Origin of the sequence: Sulfitobacter sp. M22 (assembly GCF_021736025.1) — a bacterium.
In the GTDB taxonomy this organism is placed as follows: Bacteria; Pseudomonadota; Alphaproteobacteria; order Rhodobacterales; family Rhodobacteraceae; genus Sulfitobacter; species Sulfitobacter litoralis.
This window is the reverse complement of the sequence record NZ_WMEC01000001.1, coordinates 1,536,130-1,553,585: the sequence shown is the minus strand read 5'-3', so window position 1 is coordinate 1,553,585 and position 17,456 is coordinate 1,536,130. Positions and strand designations below refer to the sequence as shown.

Sequence of the window (17,456 nt, the reverse complement as noted above, 5' to 3'; positions counted from 1 at the left end):
TCTGCAATGAACGTGCTTTTCATCCTGATCCCCGTGTCCGTGATCCTTGGCGGTCTCGGGCTTTGTGCGTTTCTCTGGACGTTGAAGTCCGGCCAGTATGACGATCCGCAGGGCGCATCGGCGCGGGTTTTGTTGGATGATGATGCCCCGCCCGAGAGCCGGCCTTAGCCACGCGTTTCAACGGCCGCGGTGATCCCTTCCGCAGTGGCGGCGACGCGGGCGAACGCGACGCGGTCTTTACGGGCGATCAGCCACAGATCATGAAACCGCCGGTCGGGCAGCGCATGCACCGATAGCGCATCGCGCTTGGGGAACGCCTCCACCCCAGAACGTGGCAAGATCGTATAGCCCAGCCCTTGGGCGACGGGCAGGGGAATTTGCCCGATCTGGTTGATCGAGCTGCGGACCCGCAGTTGTTCTGCCCCACGGTAATCATCGAAATTACGCGCCAAAAGGTCGTCCGCATAGGCGTTGCCGTCGGGGTGCGCGATGAACCCCAACGCATCAAGACGCTGTAGGGTCAGGTCAGTGGTATCGAAAGCGGCTGGCAGAACCAGACACAGCTCTTCTCGGCACAGGGGGGTCGCCGTGATACGCGGCATATCAGGGGCACGGGTCACCACGCCCAGATCCAGTCTGCCCGCCGCCACCTCGGCCATGATTTGCGACTGCGGTGCCGCGTTTAGGTCGATCACGAGCTTTGGTGCCTGCAACATCCGCGCGATCAGTTGCGGATAAAGCCAAAGCGCAAAGCTCCCCGAACAGCCGATCCTCACGGTGCCTATCAAAGGGTCATCGCGCTGCATCCTGTCGCGCAGCGCGCGTTCCTCTGACCGGCGCGCGCGGCCGATGGAAAGTAGTTCCTCTCCTGCAGGGGTCAGGGTAAAAGACTTGCCGTCCCGCAAGATCAAGGGCTGACCCACCTGCTGTTCAAGTTTGCGCAGATGCTGCGACACCCCCGGTTGCGTCATGGCGAGCCGATCTGCAGTGCGCGTGAAATGACCGATGTCGCAAAGGGTCGTGAAAGTCTCCAGCCACGAAGCATTCAACATGGTTCATTCCAAAATGTTATTAAATCCATTCCATATGATAATTTTATGTTTGTGGGCGGTCCGCCTAAATCATGGGGGTATCAGTGAACAAAGGATAGATCATGACACCGACACCGCGCAGCTTTTCTCACATCGGGCTTTCTGTGCCCGACCTTGATCAGGCCGTTCAGTTTTACGCCGATATTCTGGGATTCTACGTCATTATGCAGCCGACCGAAATCGTCGAGGACGACAGCGATATCGGGCAGATGTGTACCGATGTCTTTGGCGCGGGCTGGGGGCGGTTGCGTATCGCCCACCTTGCGACGGCGGACCGCATCGGGATCGAATTGTTTGAATTCGAGGACAACCACGCACCCGCCGACCCGCTGAACCTCCGCCAGCACGGCACCTTTCACTTCGCCATCCAGGACCCAAATCTCGAAGATCTACTGGCCAAGATTATCGCGGCGGGGGGCAAGCAACGGATGCCCGTACGGGAATATTTTCCTAACGATAAACCCTACCGCATGGTTTATGTCGAAGACCCCTTTGGCATTGTATTCGAGCTGTATAGCCACAGCTACGAACTGACCTATTCCGCCGGTGCTTATAGCTAAGCACGCGGGAATTTAGTCGGCGGTGATGGCCTTCTGCCCGCAGAGATCAAGGCACGTTGCAGAAAATAATCGCTGGCGGCGGGAACCCTCCTGCGTGGGAGGGCCGTTTTATTGCCATAGCAATTTTACGAAAGGTCTTCTCATGTCATATTGGCGCTTCTTTGCAATGATCATTACCTCGACCGTAGTGATGTTCGGTTTGATGTACCTGAACACCTACGCCATCGATCACGTCTTCTTTAGTGAAACCCGCAGCTATATGGCGCTGTATATGGGGGCGGTGATGGCGATCATTATGCTCGCTTTCATGTTGGGCATGTACAGCAACCGCGGCGCGAATATCGCGATCTTTGCCGGCAGCGCATTGGTGTTTGCGGTGTCGCTGTTTTTAGTGCGCAGCCAATCCACGGTGGATGACACTTCGTGGATGCGCGCCATGATCCCGCACCATTCGATTGCCATCCTGACCAGTGAGCGGGCCAATATATCGGACCCGCGTGTGCGCAAGCTGGCCGATGATATTATCAAAGCACAGCGGCTGGAAATCGACGAGATGAAGGCGCTGATTGCAGACCTTGAAGGTGGGTCGGCCGCTACACCTGAGATCGACGGAAAGTGAGGTAATCCATGGCTGATCAACACACACAACCCGCCAAACTTTACCGGATGATGATGCCCGACCATACCTGTCCCTATGGGCTGAAATCCAAAGACCTGCTGGAGCGTCAGGGATATGAGGTCGAGGATCATCCCCTCACAACCCGCGACGAAACAGACGCGTTCAAAGATAAGCATGATGTCGAAACTACGCCGCAAACCTTTATCGGCGGGGACCGGATCGGCGGCTATGATGATCTGCGGATCTACTTCGGGTTGGACAAACCCAAGGATCAGCAATCTGACACGTCCTACCAGCCAGTGATCGCCATTTTCGCGGTTGCCTTCCTGATGGCGCTTGGCCTGTCATGGTTCGCCTTCGATAGCATCCTGACTGTCCAGGCGTTCCAGTGGTTTGTCTCAATCTCCATGTGTTTTTTGGCGGTGCAAAAGCTGCAGGACATTGAGAGCTTTTCCACGATGTTCCTGAACTATGATCTGCTTGCCAAACGCTGGGTACCCTATGGCAAGGTCTACCCCTTCGGGGAGGCCTTCGCGGGCATCGCCATGACCGCGGGGGCCTTGCTGTGGCTGGCCGCACCGGTTGCGATCGTAATCGGTGGCATTGGTGCAGTGTCGGTGATCAAGGCGGTTTATATCGACAAGCGCGAGTTGAAATGTGCCTGTGTCGGTGGCAGCAGCAACGTGCCGCTTGGCTTTGTGTCCTTGACAGAGAACCTGATGATGCTGGGTATGGGGCTTTGGATGCTGGTTCGGTTGTTGGGCTGATGCGCAGTCGCGTAGCCCTGCCATCCGCGGCTGAACCTTTTCGTGTGATCCCCCTCGTGCCGCTTCTGCGAGACGAGGGGGCTTTCATGGGGCAGGTCGAATGCCCCTTCTTTTTAAACGTTTGAGGGGCCGCCTTAGGGCGCGATACGCACCTCGAAGGTAACGGACCCCGTCGCGCCGGGGTTATGCGACCCAGTGCAGTTCCATTGCAGTGACCCCGCGTAGCCCGCCGCATTTGTTACCGGCGTGGTCACGGTGCACGCCACGTCCCCGCCGATGGAAACCGGGCTCGGGATGGCGGAGGCCAGTTCGGTATAGGGCGGCGTGCGGTCGTGGATGACGATGTTGGTTGCCGGCAGCTGTCCGGGGTTGTCGAGAAAGATGCGGTATTCCAACACATCCCCTGCTGCTGCACCGTTGCTAACCCCTTCGGGCGTACCTTGGGTCACGTTGCGTACCGTCTTGCGCAGCTTCAGCACCCCTTCGGAGGATTCCACCCGCACCAGATCGGTATTGCGGTCCTGTTCGGTCACACCCGACGCGCCGTAGGTTGTATCAGCGACGACGTCGAAAGCGATGGCTGACCCCGGTGCCGCAGCACCCGAGGCGGTAACCCGTGCCACCAGACAGATGCGCGTGCCGATGGTGACAGGCAGGGCCGCGGTGATCGGACTGGTCGCCGTCCCGTCGCAGGCCGCGTCCTCATACAGCGCAACAGAGAAAAGGCCCGGTGCGGTAATCGACTGGATGTCGGTGTCAAACACCACGGACCCTTCTGCATCGGCAAGGTACTCGTGCCGCAAGCTTACCACCTGTGCAGGCCGGATCGCGCTTTGCTGGCTTTCACTTAGGCGGGCTTCTTTGACTAGGCCGACATCGAGATCGGGGTAAGAGGTTCCCGCTGCTGGCGTGAAAGTGAACGCGCCATCGCGGATGTCGGGATTGACCAGCCCGGGGGGGGAGCCCGGATTTTCCGACACGGCGAGATACCCGTTACTTGGGACGACCGTGATGGTGACGGCATCGGAAAACCCTTCGGGTAGGGTCAGGCTCCAGCTACCATCGCGGGCGATTTCAGGTGATCCAACAAGCGTGCCGTTGCTGTCGGTGATCCGGATCTGGGCCGCACTGGTGTCCGCTTCGGTTGCGCCTTGGAGGGCATCGTAAGCCGTATCCGACCCCGCGCCATTGTCGACAAAGACACGCCCCGACAATGTCGGACCTGAACCGGCGAAGGTGACGCTGACAGAGGCTTCGTCATCATCGGCGATCCCGTCGCCAAAATCGTCCGTCAGTGCACCCACGGTAGGGTCACTATCGGGGTCCGGCAGATCCGAGGCGATGAGTTCGGCAGCGTTCGTATGCTCGCCCGTGGCGTTCATGGTGACCCGCAATGTCAGTGCTTCGCTTGCGCCATTGGCGACATCTCCGATCTCCCAAATACCGGTGCCGGCGTCATAGGTATCCGTACCATCTGCCGGGGTGGCAGAGACAAAGGTGAACCCGTCGGGGATAAGGTCGCGCACCCGGACCCCGGTGGTGCCATCAGGCCCGTCGTTTGTGACGGTGAGGACAAAGTCGAGCGCGGTGCCCGACCCTGCTTGGGTGATTGGCTGGCCGCTGGCGTCGAACACAGTCTTGGTCAGCGACAGATCTGCGGTCGCCCCGCCGTTTACAAAGCCAAAATCGACGTTGCGCACACTGCCGGCTGTGATCGTGACACCGGTCTGCGGGGTTATCGTACCCGGAACCAGCCCAGCAGGGATGTCGGGGTCGGCTTCATCAACCTCTACGCGGTAGGTGGTCGTGGCAGACAGATTAAGGAACTGATAGGTCCCGTCGCTGGCGGTTTCTACGCTGCTCAGGAACGTGTCATCTGCCGTGTCAGCCGTGCCATTGTCGTCATACAAAGAGACAGTCACGGCGCTGAGCGCGGTTTCGCCGGGCTGATAGGTGTCGGAGTAATTGCTGTCGCGGTAGACAACGCCCGCCAAGGTGCCTTCGGGCGGTAGGGGACCCAAGCGGGAAGGGCAGTTCAGCCCGTCGTTCACGCCACCATCACCGGAGGGCACGGTATTGATCAACTGACCGCCGCCCGAGCCTGATCCCTGAACGCCGACATCTGCTTCATAGATATCGTTGGTCACGTTCTGGTTGAGGTACATTCTGCCATAAAGGTCGAACCATACCGCGCCATAAGACTGATCCCAGGCAGTCGGGCCGAATTCCACCGGTGCGCGTGTGCCCGGGGTCCCGTCCGCAGGGTCGATATAGAATAGACGGTCAGACGCTTCGTTCACCCCGTACAACATACCGTCGTTGGGGTTATAAGCGATGTCAGAGGGCTCAACGGCAGCTGACAGCATGATCAAACCCAGATCCACCGGCGCTGCCGGGTCGGTCAGATCCAGCAGTTGCAATGCGTTGGCACCCTCCACACGGTAAATCATCACCCCATTGGGAAGGATATCGCCCGCCGAGGACCCATCAGCTGCTGAGGCGGGCAGGGTGGCGACCAATTCGTAGGCACCGGCGGCGTCCAGACGGATCAGCTCGCGGGTGCCAGTCCGCACGCCATAGAGCAACCCGTCGAGCGCATTATACCCCCAGCCGGCATCATATTGCGCCCCTGCAGGTGTGCCGATATCGGTTGCTGCGATGCTGTACACGCCGCCCGATTCTGCAAAGCTGAGACGTTGCAGTTGCGAATTCGCCTGTGTCACGCGGTAGAGCGAGCCGTCGCAGCTAAAAGGCACAGCCCCCGCCGAGAGGATGACCTTGTAATCTTCGACTTCGCCGTCAAAATTCAGCCCATCGAAAGGGTCCGCCGCAACCGCACTGGACGTAGACCAGCGAATGCGTGCATGGGTAAAGCCGCTGGTGATATTTGCCGGCACCGGGATGTTCAACGTGATCTGGTTGTTGAACAAACCGTCCGTGTCCCCTGCGCCACCATCGCGGTAGTCGATCGCGATATGCTCTGATGTGTCGAACGTGCCGCTTTGGTCAAAGTCTACCCAAAGTTGCAGGTTCGTGATGCCCGATACCACTGGAATACCCAAGGCAAGTTGCAGGCTTAAGGTTTCATGGGTGACGATCGTCAGTGGCACGGTGGTGCCTGCCTCGAGAATGGGAAAGACGGCAATGGAGTCTTCATCGTCAAAGCCGGACAGATCATCCGCGTCGGAATCGGGACTGTGCTGTGGCGTTTGTTCAGTGTCGGGTTCGCCGGCACCCAGATAGATGTCCTGCACGACGACATGTCGCGGATCCCCATAGGAGGCGGGCGCATCGCCACGGTCGGACAGATCAGCGGCCGCGATGACCAGTGAATAGTCCTCGACCTCGCCATCTACGGCAAAGTTCGACGTGGACAAACCGGGCTCCGAGCCATAGCGGAAGCGTGCAAAGGTGGTCGACGTCGTCGCATCTGACGGCACAGTCACATCGATTTGGATGACGCCGTCGCCTGCGACGTTATCGAATTGCGTACCGTCGTCCTTAAGATCCAGTGCAACCCGCTCGCCGAGCGTTTCCTCGAACAGGCCGTCACCGTTAAAGTCGATCCAGGCCTGCAGGTTGCCGCTACCCGTAATCGCAACATCAAGGGTGCTAATCATCCCTTGGGTGAGGACGGGAAAAACGACCCCGTCTTCATCATCGGTGCCAATCAGGTCATCTGCCGTCGCAGTCGCATCGGACTGGGCAACCAGTTCGATATCGGGCTCGATCAGGCCAAGGTACACATTCGGTGACGCATCCACGCCGTGGGTCGGTGTGAGATAGCTTAATGGGGCATCGCCAAAGTCCACACCCAGGCCTGCGAAGACTGCAATCGTCACCAAGGCGCGGTCGCAATCGGTGGGTTCAAGCGCGTCGCAAAGTTGATATTCAATCGCATAGACGCCAGCGGGCACACCGGCCGGTACAACGACGCGGCCCGCGTCGGCACCGCTTATCTCCAGGAAGGGCACCGGGTCGCCGGTGTTTTGCGGAACGGCCTCGGTTAAGACGGCGAGCGTGGCGGTCGGAAAGGCGGCGGGCAAGCCATTGATGGTATCATTCGCCATGATCTCGCCAGCAGTGCCCCCGAGCAGTGTATTTACGGGCGACGCGGTATAATCATCGTCCTGCGCCACAACATTGGGCGAGGTGTTTGAAATCGCGCAGAGCTGGATGCCGGAGCCGCGCGTGGCACTGCGGTCGGACGACCCGGTGTAGCCGTGGATGAACTCGGCCTCGACGAAGGTGCTGAACTCATAGGTCACATAGTTGTCAAAGCTCGTCTCGTTTGGCTCGTCCTCCCAGTCTAACGGATTGCCTACCTTTGCAGGGTCCATCGAGATTGCATTCGGGCCCGCCGGAAAGGAAGACAGGGGCGTGGTATTAAAGAAAGAGGTAGCCGTCGGCGTGGTCAGGGAGCCCACCACATCGGAGGAATCGTCATCATCGTCGCGGCTGTCCACGTCGGTTTGCTGGACGATGATGCCGTTGATGCGGCTTTGATCAATCGCCAGACCTTGGGGATTTGCTGATGTGGCGCTGCCGTCCTGCACCAAGCGAAGCCGATACGTAATATAGGCATTATCCTCGGGCGTCATCTCCGCCTCGAGCGAGGTGTTCAGCTCGAGCGAACTTGCGTTGTTGATGCTGGTGACCTGCATCACGACATCGATCGGGTTGCCGTTGATGTCGGTCGTCACGTCTTCGTACAAAAAGATGTCGGACAGCGTCACATTCGACTGGCTGCCTGAACCTGCGAGCTGACTAGAGGGTTGGCTGAATACGGATTGGGGCGTGCAGCTTTGCGAGCCGGTTTCGCCGGATAGAACGCTGCTGACGATGGACAGCGATTGGGTGTTCGATTGCAGGCGCGACACGAAGGGTTGACCGATACGCCCGATACCGGCCACAGCACTGCTGTCTACGGTGCCAGTCAGCACATCTGAAGCCTGAATGGTATAGTCGGCTTGGCAGACCACTGTGCCCCCGGGGGCGACCGGTATACTGATGGCCGGGCAAAGTACGGGCCCAAGCAGATCATCCTCGATCACGATATCCTGTCCGGTGTTAAAGGGCAGGGCACCGGTGTTCGTGATGGTATAGCTATAGGTAACCGTTTCGCCCTGCGTCCCCGTGCTGGGGCTGGCACTGCGGGTCAGGGAAATGCTTTGATCGACGTTAAACGATGCATTGCCCAACACACCAATCGCCCGTGCCCCTGGGTCGTACTCCGTCAACGCGCTATAGTTTCGCACGTCCGCAATCGATTCATCGTACCAGAAAGTCACGGCAGACGTGGCATCGGGGAATGTCGCGCGCACCGTGCCCCGATCATCATTGCCCGATGACGCAGAGGGGGTCGCCCCTTCGAAGTAGATACACTGAGCCTGGTTCGCGCCGATCGGTCCGGTGAAGCCCGAACCCGGACCTGGACCTACAAGGACAACCGGGGTCGTACTGACGGTTGCAAAGGTCGGATTCCCGTTGTCCCCAAAACCCGTAACAAAATCGCAGCGATCCCCCAAAGAATTTGTATCAGTTGTGTCGATATCAAGAACATCGATCACCAGATTGTCGATCGGAAAGGCAACGCCGCCCGAACTGGTAGAGACCGAAGTGGTCGTTCTGGCATCGCCGAATGCGCCGCTGTTCTCGGGCGCGTCTGAAAAGACGACAAGCGCTTCGACATTGCCACCAAGAAATGCCACGTCATCCGGCGTGGGGGTTGAGCCGAACTCCGCGAAGATACCGGTGTGTGCTATTCTAAAATCAACCTCGAACCCGTATTGGTCGCGCAGGGTCGCAGTCAGCGGGCCAAGATTGCCTGCCGGCCAGTCATAAAAACTCCAGTCAAGGGTGAACTCGCCTGCATCGGCTTTGCCTGCGCCTGCCGCAACCAAAGCTGCCAAAGCGGCGCAGCGGAACGTGCTATAGGTTAAATCTGCGATCGACATCATACGGACCTCTTGTTGCGGTGTCCCAAACACCTTGTACATTGGCCGAAGACGAACGCGCCGCCTTTCCTGCCCCCCGGGATAAGTCCAAAGTTCTCACACAAGGTTAACGCGAGCGAGAATGCTCAGGTACAATCTGACTGCCTTCCAGAATAGGCCGCTATACTTTCGAGAGCGCGGCACGCAGAATCGGTAGGCAGGGCGAGGCGGAAAAGCCTTTACCCCATAGTCGCTTGCCTTGTTGCCGTTTGCCTGAGGATCGTGAATATGGCGTCACCCATTCCCTGCCTCCGGACGAAAGCCATTATTTTGCAGACAATTTTCGATACTTCAGGAGCGTCTGCAGAAACTGCGCCTGTCTTCGGTCATTTCGGTGAATGGCTGCAGGGCCGTTTGGGGCCGGCGGGGCCGGTTGTTCTGGTGACGATGGTGTGCCCTGCGCATGGGGTGCAGGCACGGTTCACGCGGGGAAGCAACTTGACGTTGGTGCATGACGGGCCTGCGGCGATCAACTGGGAACAGCTTGAGCGTCTGATAGATATCGCCGGCGCGGAAAAGGGTCGGTTTGCCTTGTCTGGTAACCTTCCCGTTGCCGTTGGGGCCGGGGCGTCTACGGCGGGTCTGGTCGCAGTGGCGCGGGCGGCGGGCGTGGCCGAAGACCGGTTGCCGTCGCTTTGTCTGGCGGTCGAAGGGGCCACTGATCCGTTGATGCTCCCCCATCCCGACCGGGTCATCTGGGCCTCGCGTCTGGCCCAACGCAAGGGCGAGATTGCCGCGCCGCCACGGGCCGATATCATCGGCGGATACTTTGGGGCACCGATCCGGACCGATGCGGCGGATGACGGTTTCGCAGACATCTCTGACCTACTGCCGGCGTGGGAAAACGCGACCGCACAGCAGGATTTGCCACAGGCCGCGCGATTGGCCAGCGTCAGTGCAGACCGGACAACAGCATTGCGGGGCCCCCGAAACGATCCAAGCGCGGCATTGGCACAGCGGCTTGGCGCTTTGGGGTATGCGCGCGCGCACACCGGATCTGCCCGCGCCTTTATATTTGCGCCCGGCAGCGCTCCGGATGATGCAGAGCAGGTGCTATCAGACTACGGCCTGACGGGCGCAATGCGGTTCAAGACCGGAGGCATGGCATGATCGGTGCGGCAGGCATCCTGCTGGGATTTCTGGTCGAGGCGGCGCTGTCCTGGCCCGCACGGCTTTATACCAAAATCGGGCACCCTGTTTCATGGATTGGCCTTGTCATCCGCGCGATCGAGACGCGCTTGAATACCGCAGACCAAACGCCGGCGCGGTTGCGTTTGTCGGGCGGAGTCGGCGTCTGCATGGTGCTGACGCTTGCTGTCGTGCCTGCGATTGCGGTCGCTGCGGTGCTGCCTGAAGGGTGGGCGGGCACCGCCATTGGCGGCGTGCTGGCTTGGCCGTTTCTGGCGCCACGGTCGTTGTTTGAACACGTAGCAGCGGTGGCCAAACCCTTGGCCAAAGGGGATACTTCCGCAGCCCGCTATGCCGTTTCCATGATCATCGGGCGCGATCCTGACAAGCTGGACGATGCCGCAATTGCGCGCGCCTCGCTTGAAAGTCTGGCTGAAAATGCATCGGACGGGGTGGTGGCTCCTGTGTTCTGGGGCGTTGTTTTAGGGTTGCCGGGGCTAGTCGGCTACAAAGCGATCAATACGATGGATTCGATGATTGGCCACCGGTCGGTGCGGTATCGCCATTATGGCATGGTGGCTGCGCGGCTGGATGATCTGGTCAATCTGATTCCGGCGCGCCTGACGGGGCTGCTCTTTGTGCTGGTATCGGGTCACACGCAGCGGGGCGCCGCCGTGATGCTGCGCGACGCGCGCCACCACCGGTCCCCCAATGCCGGTTGGCCCGAAGGGGCGATGGCCGGGGCACTGGACGTCCGCCTGTCCGGCCCGCGTGTCTATGGTTCAGAAATCGCGGATGAACCTTGGTTAAATGCGGAGGGTCAAGAGGCGGACGCGACAGGGCTGCGTCGGGGGCTGGCGCTTTACCTTCGCGCCATGTTCGTATTAGCAGTCGTGTTGGCGCTAGTGGCGCTGATCTGACAGGGGCAAGCGATGCGAGACCACGGCGGCAATCTGGATGGGGCGATCAGGACGTTCGGCGGGAACCGCGCCAGCTGGATCGACCTTTCGACAGGGATCAACACGGTGCCATATCCGGTGGGGTCACTGACGCCCGAAGCGTGGACGCGGCTGCCCGAGCGCAGCGCGCTTGACGCGGTGGAGGACGCGGCACGCCGGGCCTATGGCGCAAGCTGCGCAGTCGTGCCAGTGTCGGGGGCGCAGGCGGCGATCCAACTGGTACCGCGCCTGATCGAGCCCGCGCAGGCCGCGATCCTGTCGCCCACCTATAATGAGCATGCCGCGGCGTTGCGGGCCGAAGGCTGGCAGGTGACCGAAGCCTCTGACCTTGATGCGCTTGAAGGGTACGCCCTCGCCGTGGTGGTCAACCCCAACAACCCCGACGGGCAGCGCCACGCCCCTGACACCTTGCGCGCCTTGGCCGAAACGGTCGAGCTTTTGATTGTGGACGAAAGCTTTGCTGATCCCGATCCAGAGCTTTCGCTGGTGCAAGGCGGGGCTAATCTGCCGAAGAATATCCTTGTCATGCGGTCATTTGGCAAGTTCTACGGGCTGGCGGGGCTGCGTCTGGGGTTTGTCTTGGCGGCAGAGCCACTGGCCGCAAAATTGCGTGCGATGACAGGCCCATGGCCGGTGTCGGGCATGGCGATAGAGGTCGCCTTGCGCGCGCTGAACGATGCGGAATGGGCGGCGCAGACCACAAGACGTTTACAAGGCGAGGCGGCGCAGATGGATGCGATGGCGCTGCGGGCAGGGTGGACGCTGGTGGGCGGCACGCCGCTGTTTCGCACCTATGCCACGCCGGATGCCACAGCGGCCCAGAACGCTTTGGCCGCACATCACATCTGGTCGCGGATTTTTCCATATTCCGACAGCTGGATACGCCTTGGCCTGCCTGGCCCGCCCGCTGATTGGGTGCGGTTGGAAGCTGCCCTGAGGGGCGGGGCGTGATCGGGCAGCGGGCATTGCGGGTGCTGGCTGCTGCCATTGCTTGCGGAGCGATGCCAGCCGTTCCCGCCAAGGTCTACGCCCAAGACCTGCCGCGCGTGGTCTCGATGAACCTGTGCACCGATCAGATGGTGTTGCTGCTGGCCGACCCCGAACAAATCGTCTCTCTCAGCCGCTTGGCGCGTGACCCGCGGTCGTCCTCGCTGGCGCAAGAGGCCGAGGCCTATCCTCAGAACGCGGGGGGGGCCGAAGAGATTTACCTGTCGGACCCTGATCTGGTGCTGGCGGGGCGGTACTCTGACAAGGCGACGCTGGCGATGCTGCGCCATCTTGGCCTTCAGGTGGCGCAAATGCCGCTCACCAAAAAGCTTGACGATATACCTGCGCAAATCCGCCAGATGGGCAATCTATTGAGACAACCCACGCGGGCAGACACGATGGCACGTCAGGTAGAGCAAACATTGGCGGCGCAGCCCGCTTTGACGCCAGATGCACCCGTGGCCGCGTTTTACTACCCCAACGGCTATTCGCTGGGGGTGGATACTTTGGGGCATGACATCGTGACAACGGGCGGTCTGCGCAACCTGTCGCAAAAACTGGGCCGCCAAAACAGCGGGCGTCTCGCGCTTGAAGAGTTGGTGATGAACGCCCCTGATCTGCTGGTCACCACGCAGCCCTATCGCGGTGGTTCCCGATCCGAAGAGATCATGCTACATCCTGCCCTCGCGCAATATGCCCAGACCGACAGGATGGTGTATAGCTCCCCCGATTGGGTCTGCGGCACGCCGCTGGCGCTTAGGGCGGTGCAGGACGTGCGCAGGGCACGCAATAACATACGCCACGAGGAGAAATAACAGATGACCGACAGCACCCCAGAAGAGAACAAGCGCCACGCCGAGAAGATGGCAAAGGTCCAGACTGCCCGCGCCAAGATGATGGCAGAAAAGACGGTGACCAAGGGGCTTGTCATCGTGCACACTGGCACCGGCAAGGGCAAAAGCAGCTCGGCCTTCGGGATGATCATGCGCTGTATCGGTCATGGTTTCCCCTGCGCCCTTGTGCAGTTCATCAAAGGGGCGCGGGTGTCAGCAGACCGTCAACTGCTGGAAGACCGCTTTAGCGATATCTGTCAGGTTTATGTGATGGGCGAAGGCTTTACCTGGGACACGCAAGACCGCGAACGCGACGTCGCTGCCGCCGGTCGCGCGTGGGACAAGGCCAAAGAGCTGATCCGCGATCCAAACAACCGCATGGTGCTGCTGGACGAGCTCAACATCGCGCTGCGCTATGGCTATATCGACGCGCAAGATGTGATCGATTTCCTGCAGGCCGAAAAACCCCATATGACCCATGTAGTAATCACCGGCCGCAACGCGCCCGACGCGTTGATCGAGATCGCAGATCTGGTGACCGAGATGAAAGAAATCAAACATCCGTTCCGCAAACAGGGTATCGCAGCACAAGCCGGTGTGGAATTCTGATAGACACCGGGGCAGGGCATCGCGCCTTGCCCTGCCAGCCAAAGGGCGGACATATGGACAAGATCACGCTGGTCACCGGCGGTGCAAAATCGGGCAAGAGCCTTTTTGCCGAAACCCACGTCCGCGCCTATGGGCTGCCACTGGTCTATATCGCCACCAGCCAAGCGTTTGACACCGAGATGGAAGACCGCATCGCCGCTCATAAAACGCAGCGCGGCGCTGGTTGGGACACGGTGGAGGAGCCGCTTGATCTGTGCGGTGCGCTGGCACGCACGGACGGGGCGGGCGCGCGCTTGGTGGATTGCATGACGCTTTGGCTGTCCAATGTGATGCATGCAGAGCTGGACTGGCAGGCGGAACTTGAAAAAGTGCTGCAATGCTTGCGTGAACAATCTTCCCCCGTCGTGTTGGTCACGAATGAAGTGGGCGGCGGCATTGTTCCAATGTCCGCGCTGGCGCGGCGTTACCGCGATGCCTCGGGCCTGATGAACCAGCGTCTGGGGGCTCGTGCGGGTCATGTGGTGCTGGTCACCTGCGGCTTGCCACTTGCGCTCAAGGGCAGTGCCGCTGCTCCGGCGTCGCTTGCCTGATCCCTGATCCCGACATACGATATTATTCAAAACGAAAGAGACCCTTTGCATGGCGCATGTGACTTTTCCCCTGACTTCCCTGTCCGACCTCGGGGCGCTGACACGCGACCTGCCACAAGCTGACGTCGCAGCCCAAGACGCCGCGCGTGACCGTCAGAATGCGCTGACCAAGCCACCCGGATCGCTGGGCCGGCTGGAAGAACTGGCAGTGTTCATGGCGGGTTGGCAGCAACAGGCTGTGCCACAGATCGACTTTGCACAGGCGCTGGTCTTTGCTGGGAACCACGGGATTTGCGCGCAGGGGGTGAACCCCTTTCCGCAAGAGGTGACGGCCCAGATGGTACAGAACTTCAAGGCGGGCGGCGCGGCGATCAACCAATTGTGCCACGTGAATGACGCGCGCCTGTCGGTGATTGATCTGGACCTGGACCGCCCCACGGCTGATTTCACCGAAGGCCCAGCAATGACCGAAGCCGAGTGCTTGGCAGCGCTAAACGCAGGTGCCGCGGCACTGCATCCGGCGGCAAGCGTGTTGATTCTGGGAGAAATGGGGATCGGCAACTCCACCGTCGCGGCGGCGTTAACGGCTGCGGTCTTTGGGGGGGCTGTGCAGGATTGGGTCGGGCGCGGCACTGGCGCTGACGACGAAGGCGTGCGCCGCAAGGTTGACGCCATCACGCGCGGCCTTGCCCGCCATACCGCGACACCTCAGGACGGTGCCGCGATCCTGACGGCCTTGGGCGGACGCGAGCAGGCCGCGATTTGTGGCGCTGTTCTCGCGGCGCGGCAACGGCGTGTTCCCGTGATCCTTGACGGCTTTATCTGCACGGCTTCGGTCGCGCCGCTGTTCGCGCTGTCTCCCGCGACGCTGGACCACTGCCTGATTGGCCACTTAAGCGTCGAACCCGGGCATAAACGTCTGCTGGACGCGATCGGCAAAACCGCGGTGCTGGATTTCGATATGCGGTTGGGCGAAGGATCGGGCGCCGCGCTAGCGCTTGGTATCCTGCGCTCGGCTCTTGCGTGTCACAGCGGCATGGCGACCTTTGCCGAAGCAGGCGTGGCGGGCGGCTGATGCTGCGTGCACGGCTGGCAGAGGCACGGCTGGCGATCCTGCTGCTGACCCGTATCCCCGTGGGATATCTGCGTGATCCGATCCCTGCGACGGGGGCGTCGGCCTGGGCGTGGCCTTTGGCAGGCTTGATCGCGATGTTGCCCGCAAGCTTGGTGTATTGGGGATTGCATGCGGCGGGCTTTGGGCCGACGGTCGCGGCCCTTGGTCTGATCTGTGCCGCGACCGTGCTGACGGGGGCGATGCATGAGGACGGGCTGGCCGATATGGCCGACGGTTTCGGCGGCGGGCAGACCCGCACGCGCAAGCTTGAGATTATGCGCGACAGCCGCATCGGCAGCTACGGTGTCATGGCGTTGATCCTGTCGGTGGCGCTGCATGTGTCGCTGATCGCGCGGTTGGATAATCCGGCGCTCGTTGTACCTGCCGCCCTCGGGCTGTCGATGGCAAGCCGCGCGATGCTGCCGTTCTGGCTGGCGCGGATGCCTGCCGCGCGGGCCGACGGGCTGGGGCATGGGGCGGCGCAGGTGCCTGCGACCTGCGTCTATGTTGCGGTCGCCCTTGGTCTGTTTGGGGTCCTACCCTTGGGGTTCGGCGTAGGGGCTGTGATCTTTGCGGGTGTCGTGGTGGCCACTGCGCTAGTGGCGGCGCTGGCGCTGCGCCAGATCGGCGGTCAGACCGGCGATGTGATCGGGGCGATGCAAAAGCTGGCCGAACTGTCGGGCTGGGGCGTCGCCGTTTATCTTGTCGGCTAAAGCTTGGGTCATGCGCCCCTTTGACAGGCTGCAAATCCGATGTAGCAAGGCCCTATGTCGAAAAAGACCCTGAACACCGCAAATCTTGCTGCCCTCGGGGCGGACCGTCTGGCCGAGCTGTTGATCGAGGTCAGCACCGGCAGCGCCGATATGAAACGTCGCCTGCGGCTTGAGCTTAGTCACAACCTTGGCCCCGCGGAACTGGCGCGTGACGTCCGCAAGCGGCTGGTCACGATCCGTCGGGCCAAAAGCTATGTCGGGTGGCGCAAGCGGAACGCTCTGATCAAGGACCTGCGCACGCAGTCCGCGATGATCATCGACAAGATCGCCCCAGACGCGCCCGCAGACGCCTTTGATCTGCTGTGGGAGTTTCTTGAACTTGCGCCCTTTGTCATGAGCAGGGTGGACGATAGCAAAGGCGATGTGGGGGCGGTTTTCTGTGATGCTCGTGAAGAGATCGGCCCGATTGCGGCCCGTGCCCCGCTGGACCCGATCCCGCTGGCCGAACGCACGTGGGAGGCGGTGCAAACCAACAGTGATGGTGCGTTTGACGCGGTCATCACGCGCATGGCCCCGTCGCTTGGCGAAACGGGGATGGCGCATCTGAAATCCTTGATCCACCAGTTCGAAGCCGCACCGCTGGACGCCACCGACGATCACCCTGCGCTGCAATTTTTGCGTGAACTGCGGGGGCGGAATGGGAATTACGCCGCTCAGCGCAAACGGCGCTTTATCCAGATGCACCTGCGCGAGGTTGCCTTGGCGCAGGGGGATACGGAAACCTATATCTCGCTGTTTTCATCCACCGATCTGGCGCGGCCCACCGTTGCGGTAGAGGTGGCCGAACTATGGGTCGCGCAAGGCAACCACACGGCCGCGCTGGATGCCCTTGAAGGGGCGCAGCCCAAGGGCAGGGTCGCGGGGCGCGGCGCATGGGATGCGGCCTATGTCAACGTGCTCATGGCATTGGGGCGGGAAGACGATGCCCAAGCGTACCGCTGGCACTGCTTTGCCGAAACGCTTGACCCTGACATGCTGCGCGCGCACCTCAAGCAACTGCCGGATTTCGACGATCTGGAGGTAGAAGAAGCCGCCAAGGCGCATGCCGCAACGTTCAAAGACCTGAACGCTGCCATTGGCTTTTTCCTCGCGTGGCCCGATTTGCGCGGGTTGGCCACCATGATCGAAACGCGTGCCGACAGGTTGAGCGGTACCCAAGTCGCGGCCCTGACAGAGGCAGCCGATGCGCTGCGGTCCCGCCATCCTTTGGCGGCGGCGCTGTGCTGGCGCACGATGATCGAAGCCGCCCTGCGGGAAGGTGCCAAGGCGCGCTATGCGCAGGCGGCGGATCACCTGATGGATTGCGCGGCAGCGGACCTCGAGATCGAGGGCTATGGACGTTTCGAGAGCAATGACGCCTTTGTCCAACGGTTGCGCAAGAGACATGCGGGCAAAGTCGCATTTTGGACGCGTGTCACTTAAACGGCGGG

The 17,456-nt window shown here is 60.9% G+C and carries 15 protein-coding genes; 13 read left to right on the top strand and 2 right to left on the bottom strand.

The window, feature by feature from the left end:
• Window positions 1-6: 6 nt before the first annotated feature.
• The gene (gene ccoS, locus GLP52_RS07740) at window positions 7-168 is read left to right on the top strand and encodes a cbb3-type cytochrome oxidase assembly protein CcoS (protein ID WP_093734199.1); all 162 of its coding nucleotides are present in this window, start codon (window positions 7-9) and stop codon (window positions 166-168) included.
• On the opposite strand, the gene GLP52_RS07735 is transcribed toward ccoS, so the two are convergent.
• Window positions 165-1,052: a LysR family transcriptional regulator gene (locus GLP52_RS07735; RefSeq protein ID WP_237272015.1), complete on the bottom strand. Its 888-nt coding sequence runs from the start codon at window positions 1,050-1,052 to the stop codon at window positions 165-167. The genes ccoS and GLP52_RS07735 overlap by 4 nt on opposite strands.
• A gap of 101 nt (window positions 1,053-1,153) precedes the next feature.
• On the opposite strand from GLP52_RS07735, the gene GLP52_RS07730 reads away from it, so the two are divergent.
• The 3 genes from GLP52_RS07730 to GLP52_RS07720 all read left to right on the top strand — a co-directional run bounded on the left by GLP52_RS07730 (window position 1,154) and on the right by GLP52_RS07720 (window position 3,037).
• Window positions 1,154-1,651 carry a lactoylglutathione lyase family protein gene (locus GLP52_RS07730; RefSeq protein ID WP_237272014.1) on the top strand — a complete coding sequence of 166 codons (498 nt, stop codon included), beginning with the start codon at window positions 1,154-1,156 and terminating at the stop codon, window positions 1,649-1,651.
• Window positions 1,652-1,793: 142 nt separating this feature from the next.
• Window positions 1,794-2,270, top strand: a complete 477-nt coding sequence (locus GLP52_RS07725; RefSeq protein ID WP_237272013.1) for a DUF305 domain-containing protein — start codon at window positions 1,794-1,796, stop codon at window positions 2,268-2,270.
• Between the two features lie 8 nt (window positions 2,271-2,278).
• Window positions 2,279-3,037: a glutaredoxin family protein gene (locus GLP52_RS07720; protein ID WP_093733769.1), complete on the top strand. Its 759-nt coding sequence runs from the start codon at window positions 2,279-2,281 to the stop codon at window positions 3,035-3,037.
• Between the two features lie 134 nt (window positions 3,038-3,171).
• Here GLP52_RS07720 and GLP52_RS07715 read toward each other — a convergent pair whose 3' ends face one another.
• Window positions 3,172-8,997 (bottom strand): GEVED domain-containing protein, encoded by a 5,826-nt coding sequence (locus GLP52_RS07715; protein WP_237272012.1) that lies wholly within the window; start codon window positions 8,995-8,997, stop codon window positions 3,172-3,174.
• 306 nt (window positions 8,998-9,303) lie between these two features.
• Between GLP52_RS07715 and GLP52_RS07710 the strand changes: the two genes are divergently transcribed.
• The 9 genes from GLP52_RS07710 to GLP52_RS07670 are packed head-to-tail and all read left to right on the top strand — an operon-like array spanning window position 9,304 to window position 17,448.
• Complete coding sequence (locus tag GLP52_RS07710; RefSeq protein WP_237273478.1) at window positions 9,304-10,143, top strand: hypothetical protein; 840 nt, start codon at window positions 9,304-9,306, stop codon at window positions 10,141-10,143.
• On the top strand, window positions 10,140-11,081 hold the full coding sequence (cbiB, locus tag GLP52_RS07705) for an adenosylcobinamide-phosphate synthase CbiB (protein WP_237272010.1): 942 nt from the start codon (window positions 10,140-10,142) through the stop codon (window positions 11,079-11,081). Before GLP52_RS07710 ends, cbiB begins: the two co-directional genes overlap by 4 nt.
• Window positions 11,082-11,093: 12 nt before the next feature.
• Window positions 11,094-12,071 carry a threonine-phosphate decarboxylase CobD gene (cobD, locus tag GLP52_RS07700; RefSeq protein WP_237272009.1) on the top strand — a complete coding sequence of 326 codons (978 nt, stop codon included), beginning with the start codon at window positions 11,094-11,096 and terminating at the stop codon, window positions 12,069-12,071.
• Window positions 12,072-12,121: 50 nt separating this feature from the next.
• Complete coding sequence (locus GLP52_RS07695; protein WP_237273477.1) at window positions 12,122-12,922, top strand: ABC transporter substrate-binding protein; 801 nt, start codon at window positions 12,122-12,124, stop codon at window positions 12,920-12,922.
• A gap of 3 nt (window positions 12,923-12,925) precedes the next feature.
• On the top strand, window positions 12,926-13,549 hold the full coding sequence (cobO, locus tag GLP52_RS07690; protein ID WP_237272007.1) for a cob(I)yrinic acid a,c-diamide adenosyltransferase: 624 nt from the start codon (window positions 12,926-12,928) through the stop codon (window positions 13,547-13,549).
• 53 nt (window positions 13,550-13,602) lie between these two features.
• Entirely contained in the window at window positions 13,603-14,139 is a 537-nt protein-coding gene (gene cobU, locus GLP52_RS07685) for a bifunctional adenosylcobinamide kinase/adenosylcobinamide-phosphate guanylyltransferase (protein ID WP_093733775.1), read from the top strand.
• A gap of 49 nt (window positions 14,140-14,188) precedes the next feature.
• The gene (cobT, locus tag GLP52_RS07680; protein ID WP_237272006.1) at window positions 14,189-15,214 is read left to right on the top strand and encodes a nicotinate-nucleotide--dimethylbenzimidazole phosphoribosyltransferase; all 1,026 of its coding nucleotides are present in this window, start codon (window positions 14,189-14,191) and stop codon (window positions 15,212-15,214) included.
• The gene (locus GLP52_RS07675) at window positions 15,214-15,966 is read left to right on the top strand and encodes an adenosylcobinamide-GDP ribazoletransferase (protein WP_237272005.1); all 753 of its coding nucleotides are present in this window, start codon (window positions 15,214-15,216) and stop codon (window positions 15,964-15,966) included. The genes cobT and GLP52_RS07675 overlap by 1 nt, the downstream gene beginning before the upstream one ends.
• 54 nt (window positions 15,967-16,020) lie before the next feature.
• A complete protein-coding gene (locus GLP52_RS07670) occupies window positions 16,021-17,448 on the top strand; it encodes a DUF6880 family protein (RefSeq protein ID WP_093733778.1) in 1,428 nt (475 codons plus the stop codon).
• The last annotated feature ends 8 nt before the right edge of the window (window positions 17,449-17,456 follow it).

Coding starts and splice junctions, on each gene's coding strand:
- ccoS (WP_093734199.1), top strand. CDS start 7: ATGAACGTGCTTTTCATCCTGATCCCCGTGTCCGTGATCCTTGGCGGT.
- GLP52_RS07670 (WP_093733778.1), top strand. CDS start 16,021: ATGTCGAAAAAGACCCTGAACACCGCAAATCTTGCTGCCCTCGGGGCG.
- cbiB (WP_237272010.1), top strand. CDS start 10,140: ATGATCGGTGCGGCAGGCATCCTGCTGGGATTTCTGGTCGAGGCGGCG.
- GLP52_RS07675 (WP_237272005.1), top strand. CDS start 15,214: ATGCTGCGTGCACGGCTGGCAGAGGCACGGCTGGCGATCCTGCTGCTG.
- cobU (WP_093733775.1), top strand. CDS start 13,603: ATGGACAAGATCACGCTGGTCACCGGCGGTGCAAAATCGGGCAAGAGC.
- GLP52_RS07720 (WP_093733769.1), top strand. CDS start 2,279: ATGGCTGATCAACACACACAACCCGCCAAACTTTACCGGATGATGATG.
- GLP52_RS07735 (WP_237272015.1), bottom strand. CDS start 1,052: ATGTTGAATGCTTCGTGGCTGGAGACTTTCACGACCCTTTGCGACATC.
- cobT (WP_237272006.1), top strand. CDS start 14,189: ATGGCGCATGTGACTTTTCCCCTGACTTCCCTGTCCGACCTCGGGGCG.
- GLP52_RS07730 (WP_237272014.1), top strand. CDS start 1,154: ATGACACCGACACCGCGCAGCTTTTCTCACATCGGGCTTTCTGTGCCC.
- cobO (WP_237272007.1), top strand. CDS start 12,926: ATGACCGACAGCACCCCAGAAGAGAACAAGCGCCACGCCGAGAAGATG.
- GLP52_RS07695 (WP_237273477.1), top strand. CDS start 12,122: ATGCCAGCCGTTCCCGCCAAGGTCTACGCCCAAGACCTGCCGCGCGTG.
- cobD (WP_237272009.1), top strand. CDS start 11,094: ATGCGAGACCACGGCGGCAATCTGGATGGGGCGATCAGGACGTTCGGC.
- GLP52_RS07725 (WP_237272013.1), top strand. CDS start 1,794: ATGTCATATTGGCGCTTCTTTGCAATGATCATTACCTCGACCGTAGTG.
- GLP52_RS07715 (WP_237272012.1), bottom strand. CDS start 8,997: ATGATGTCGATCGCAGATTTAACCTATAGCACGTTCCGCTGCGCCGCT.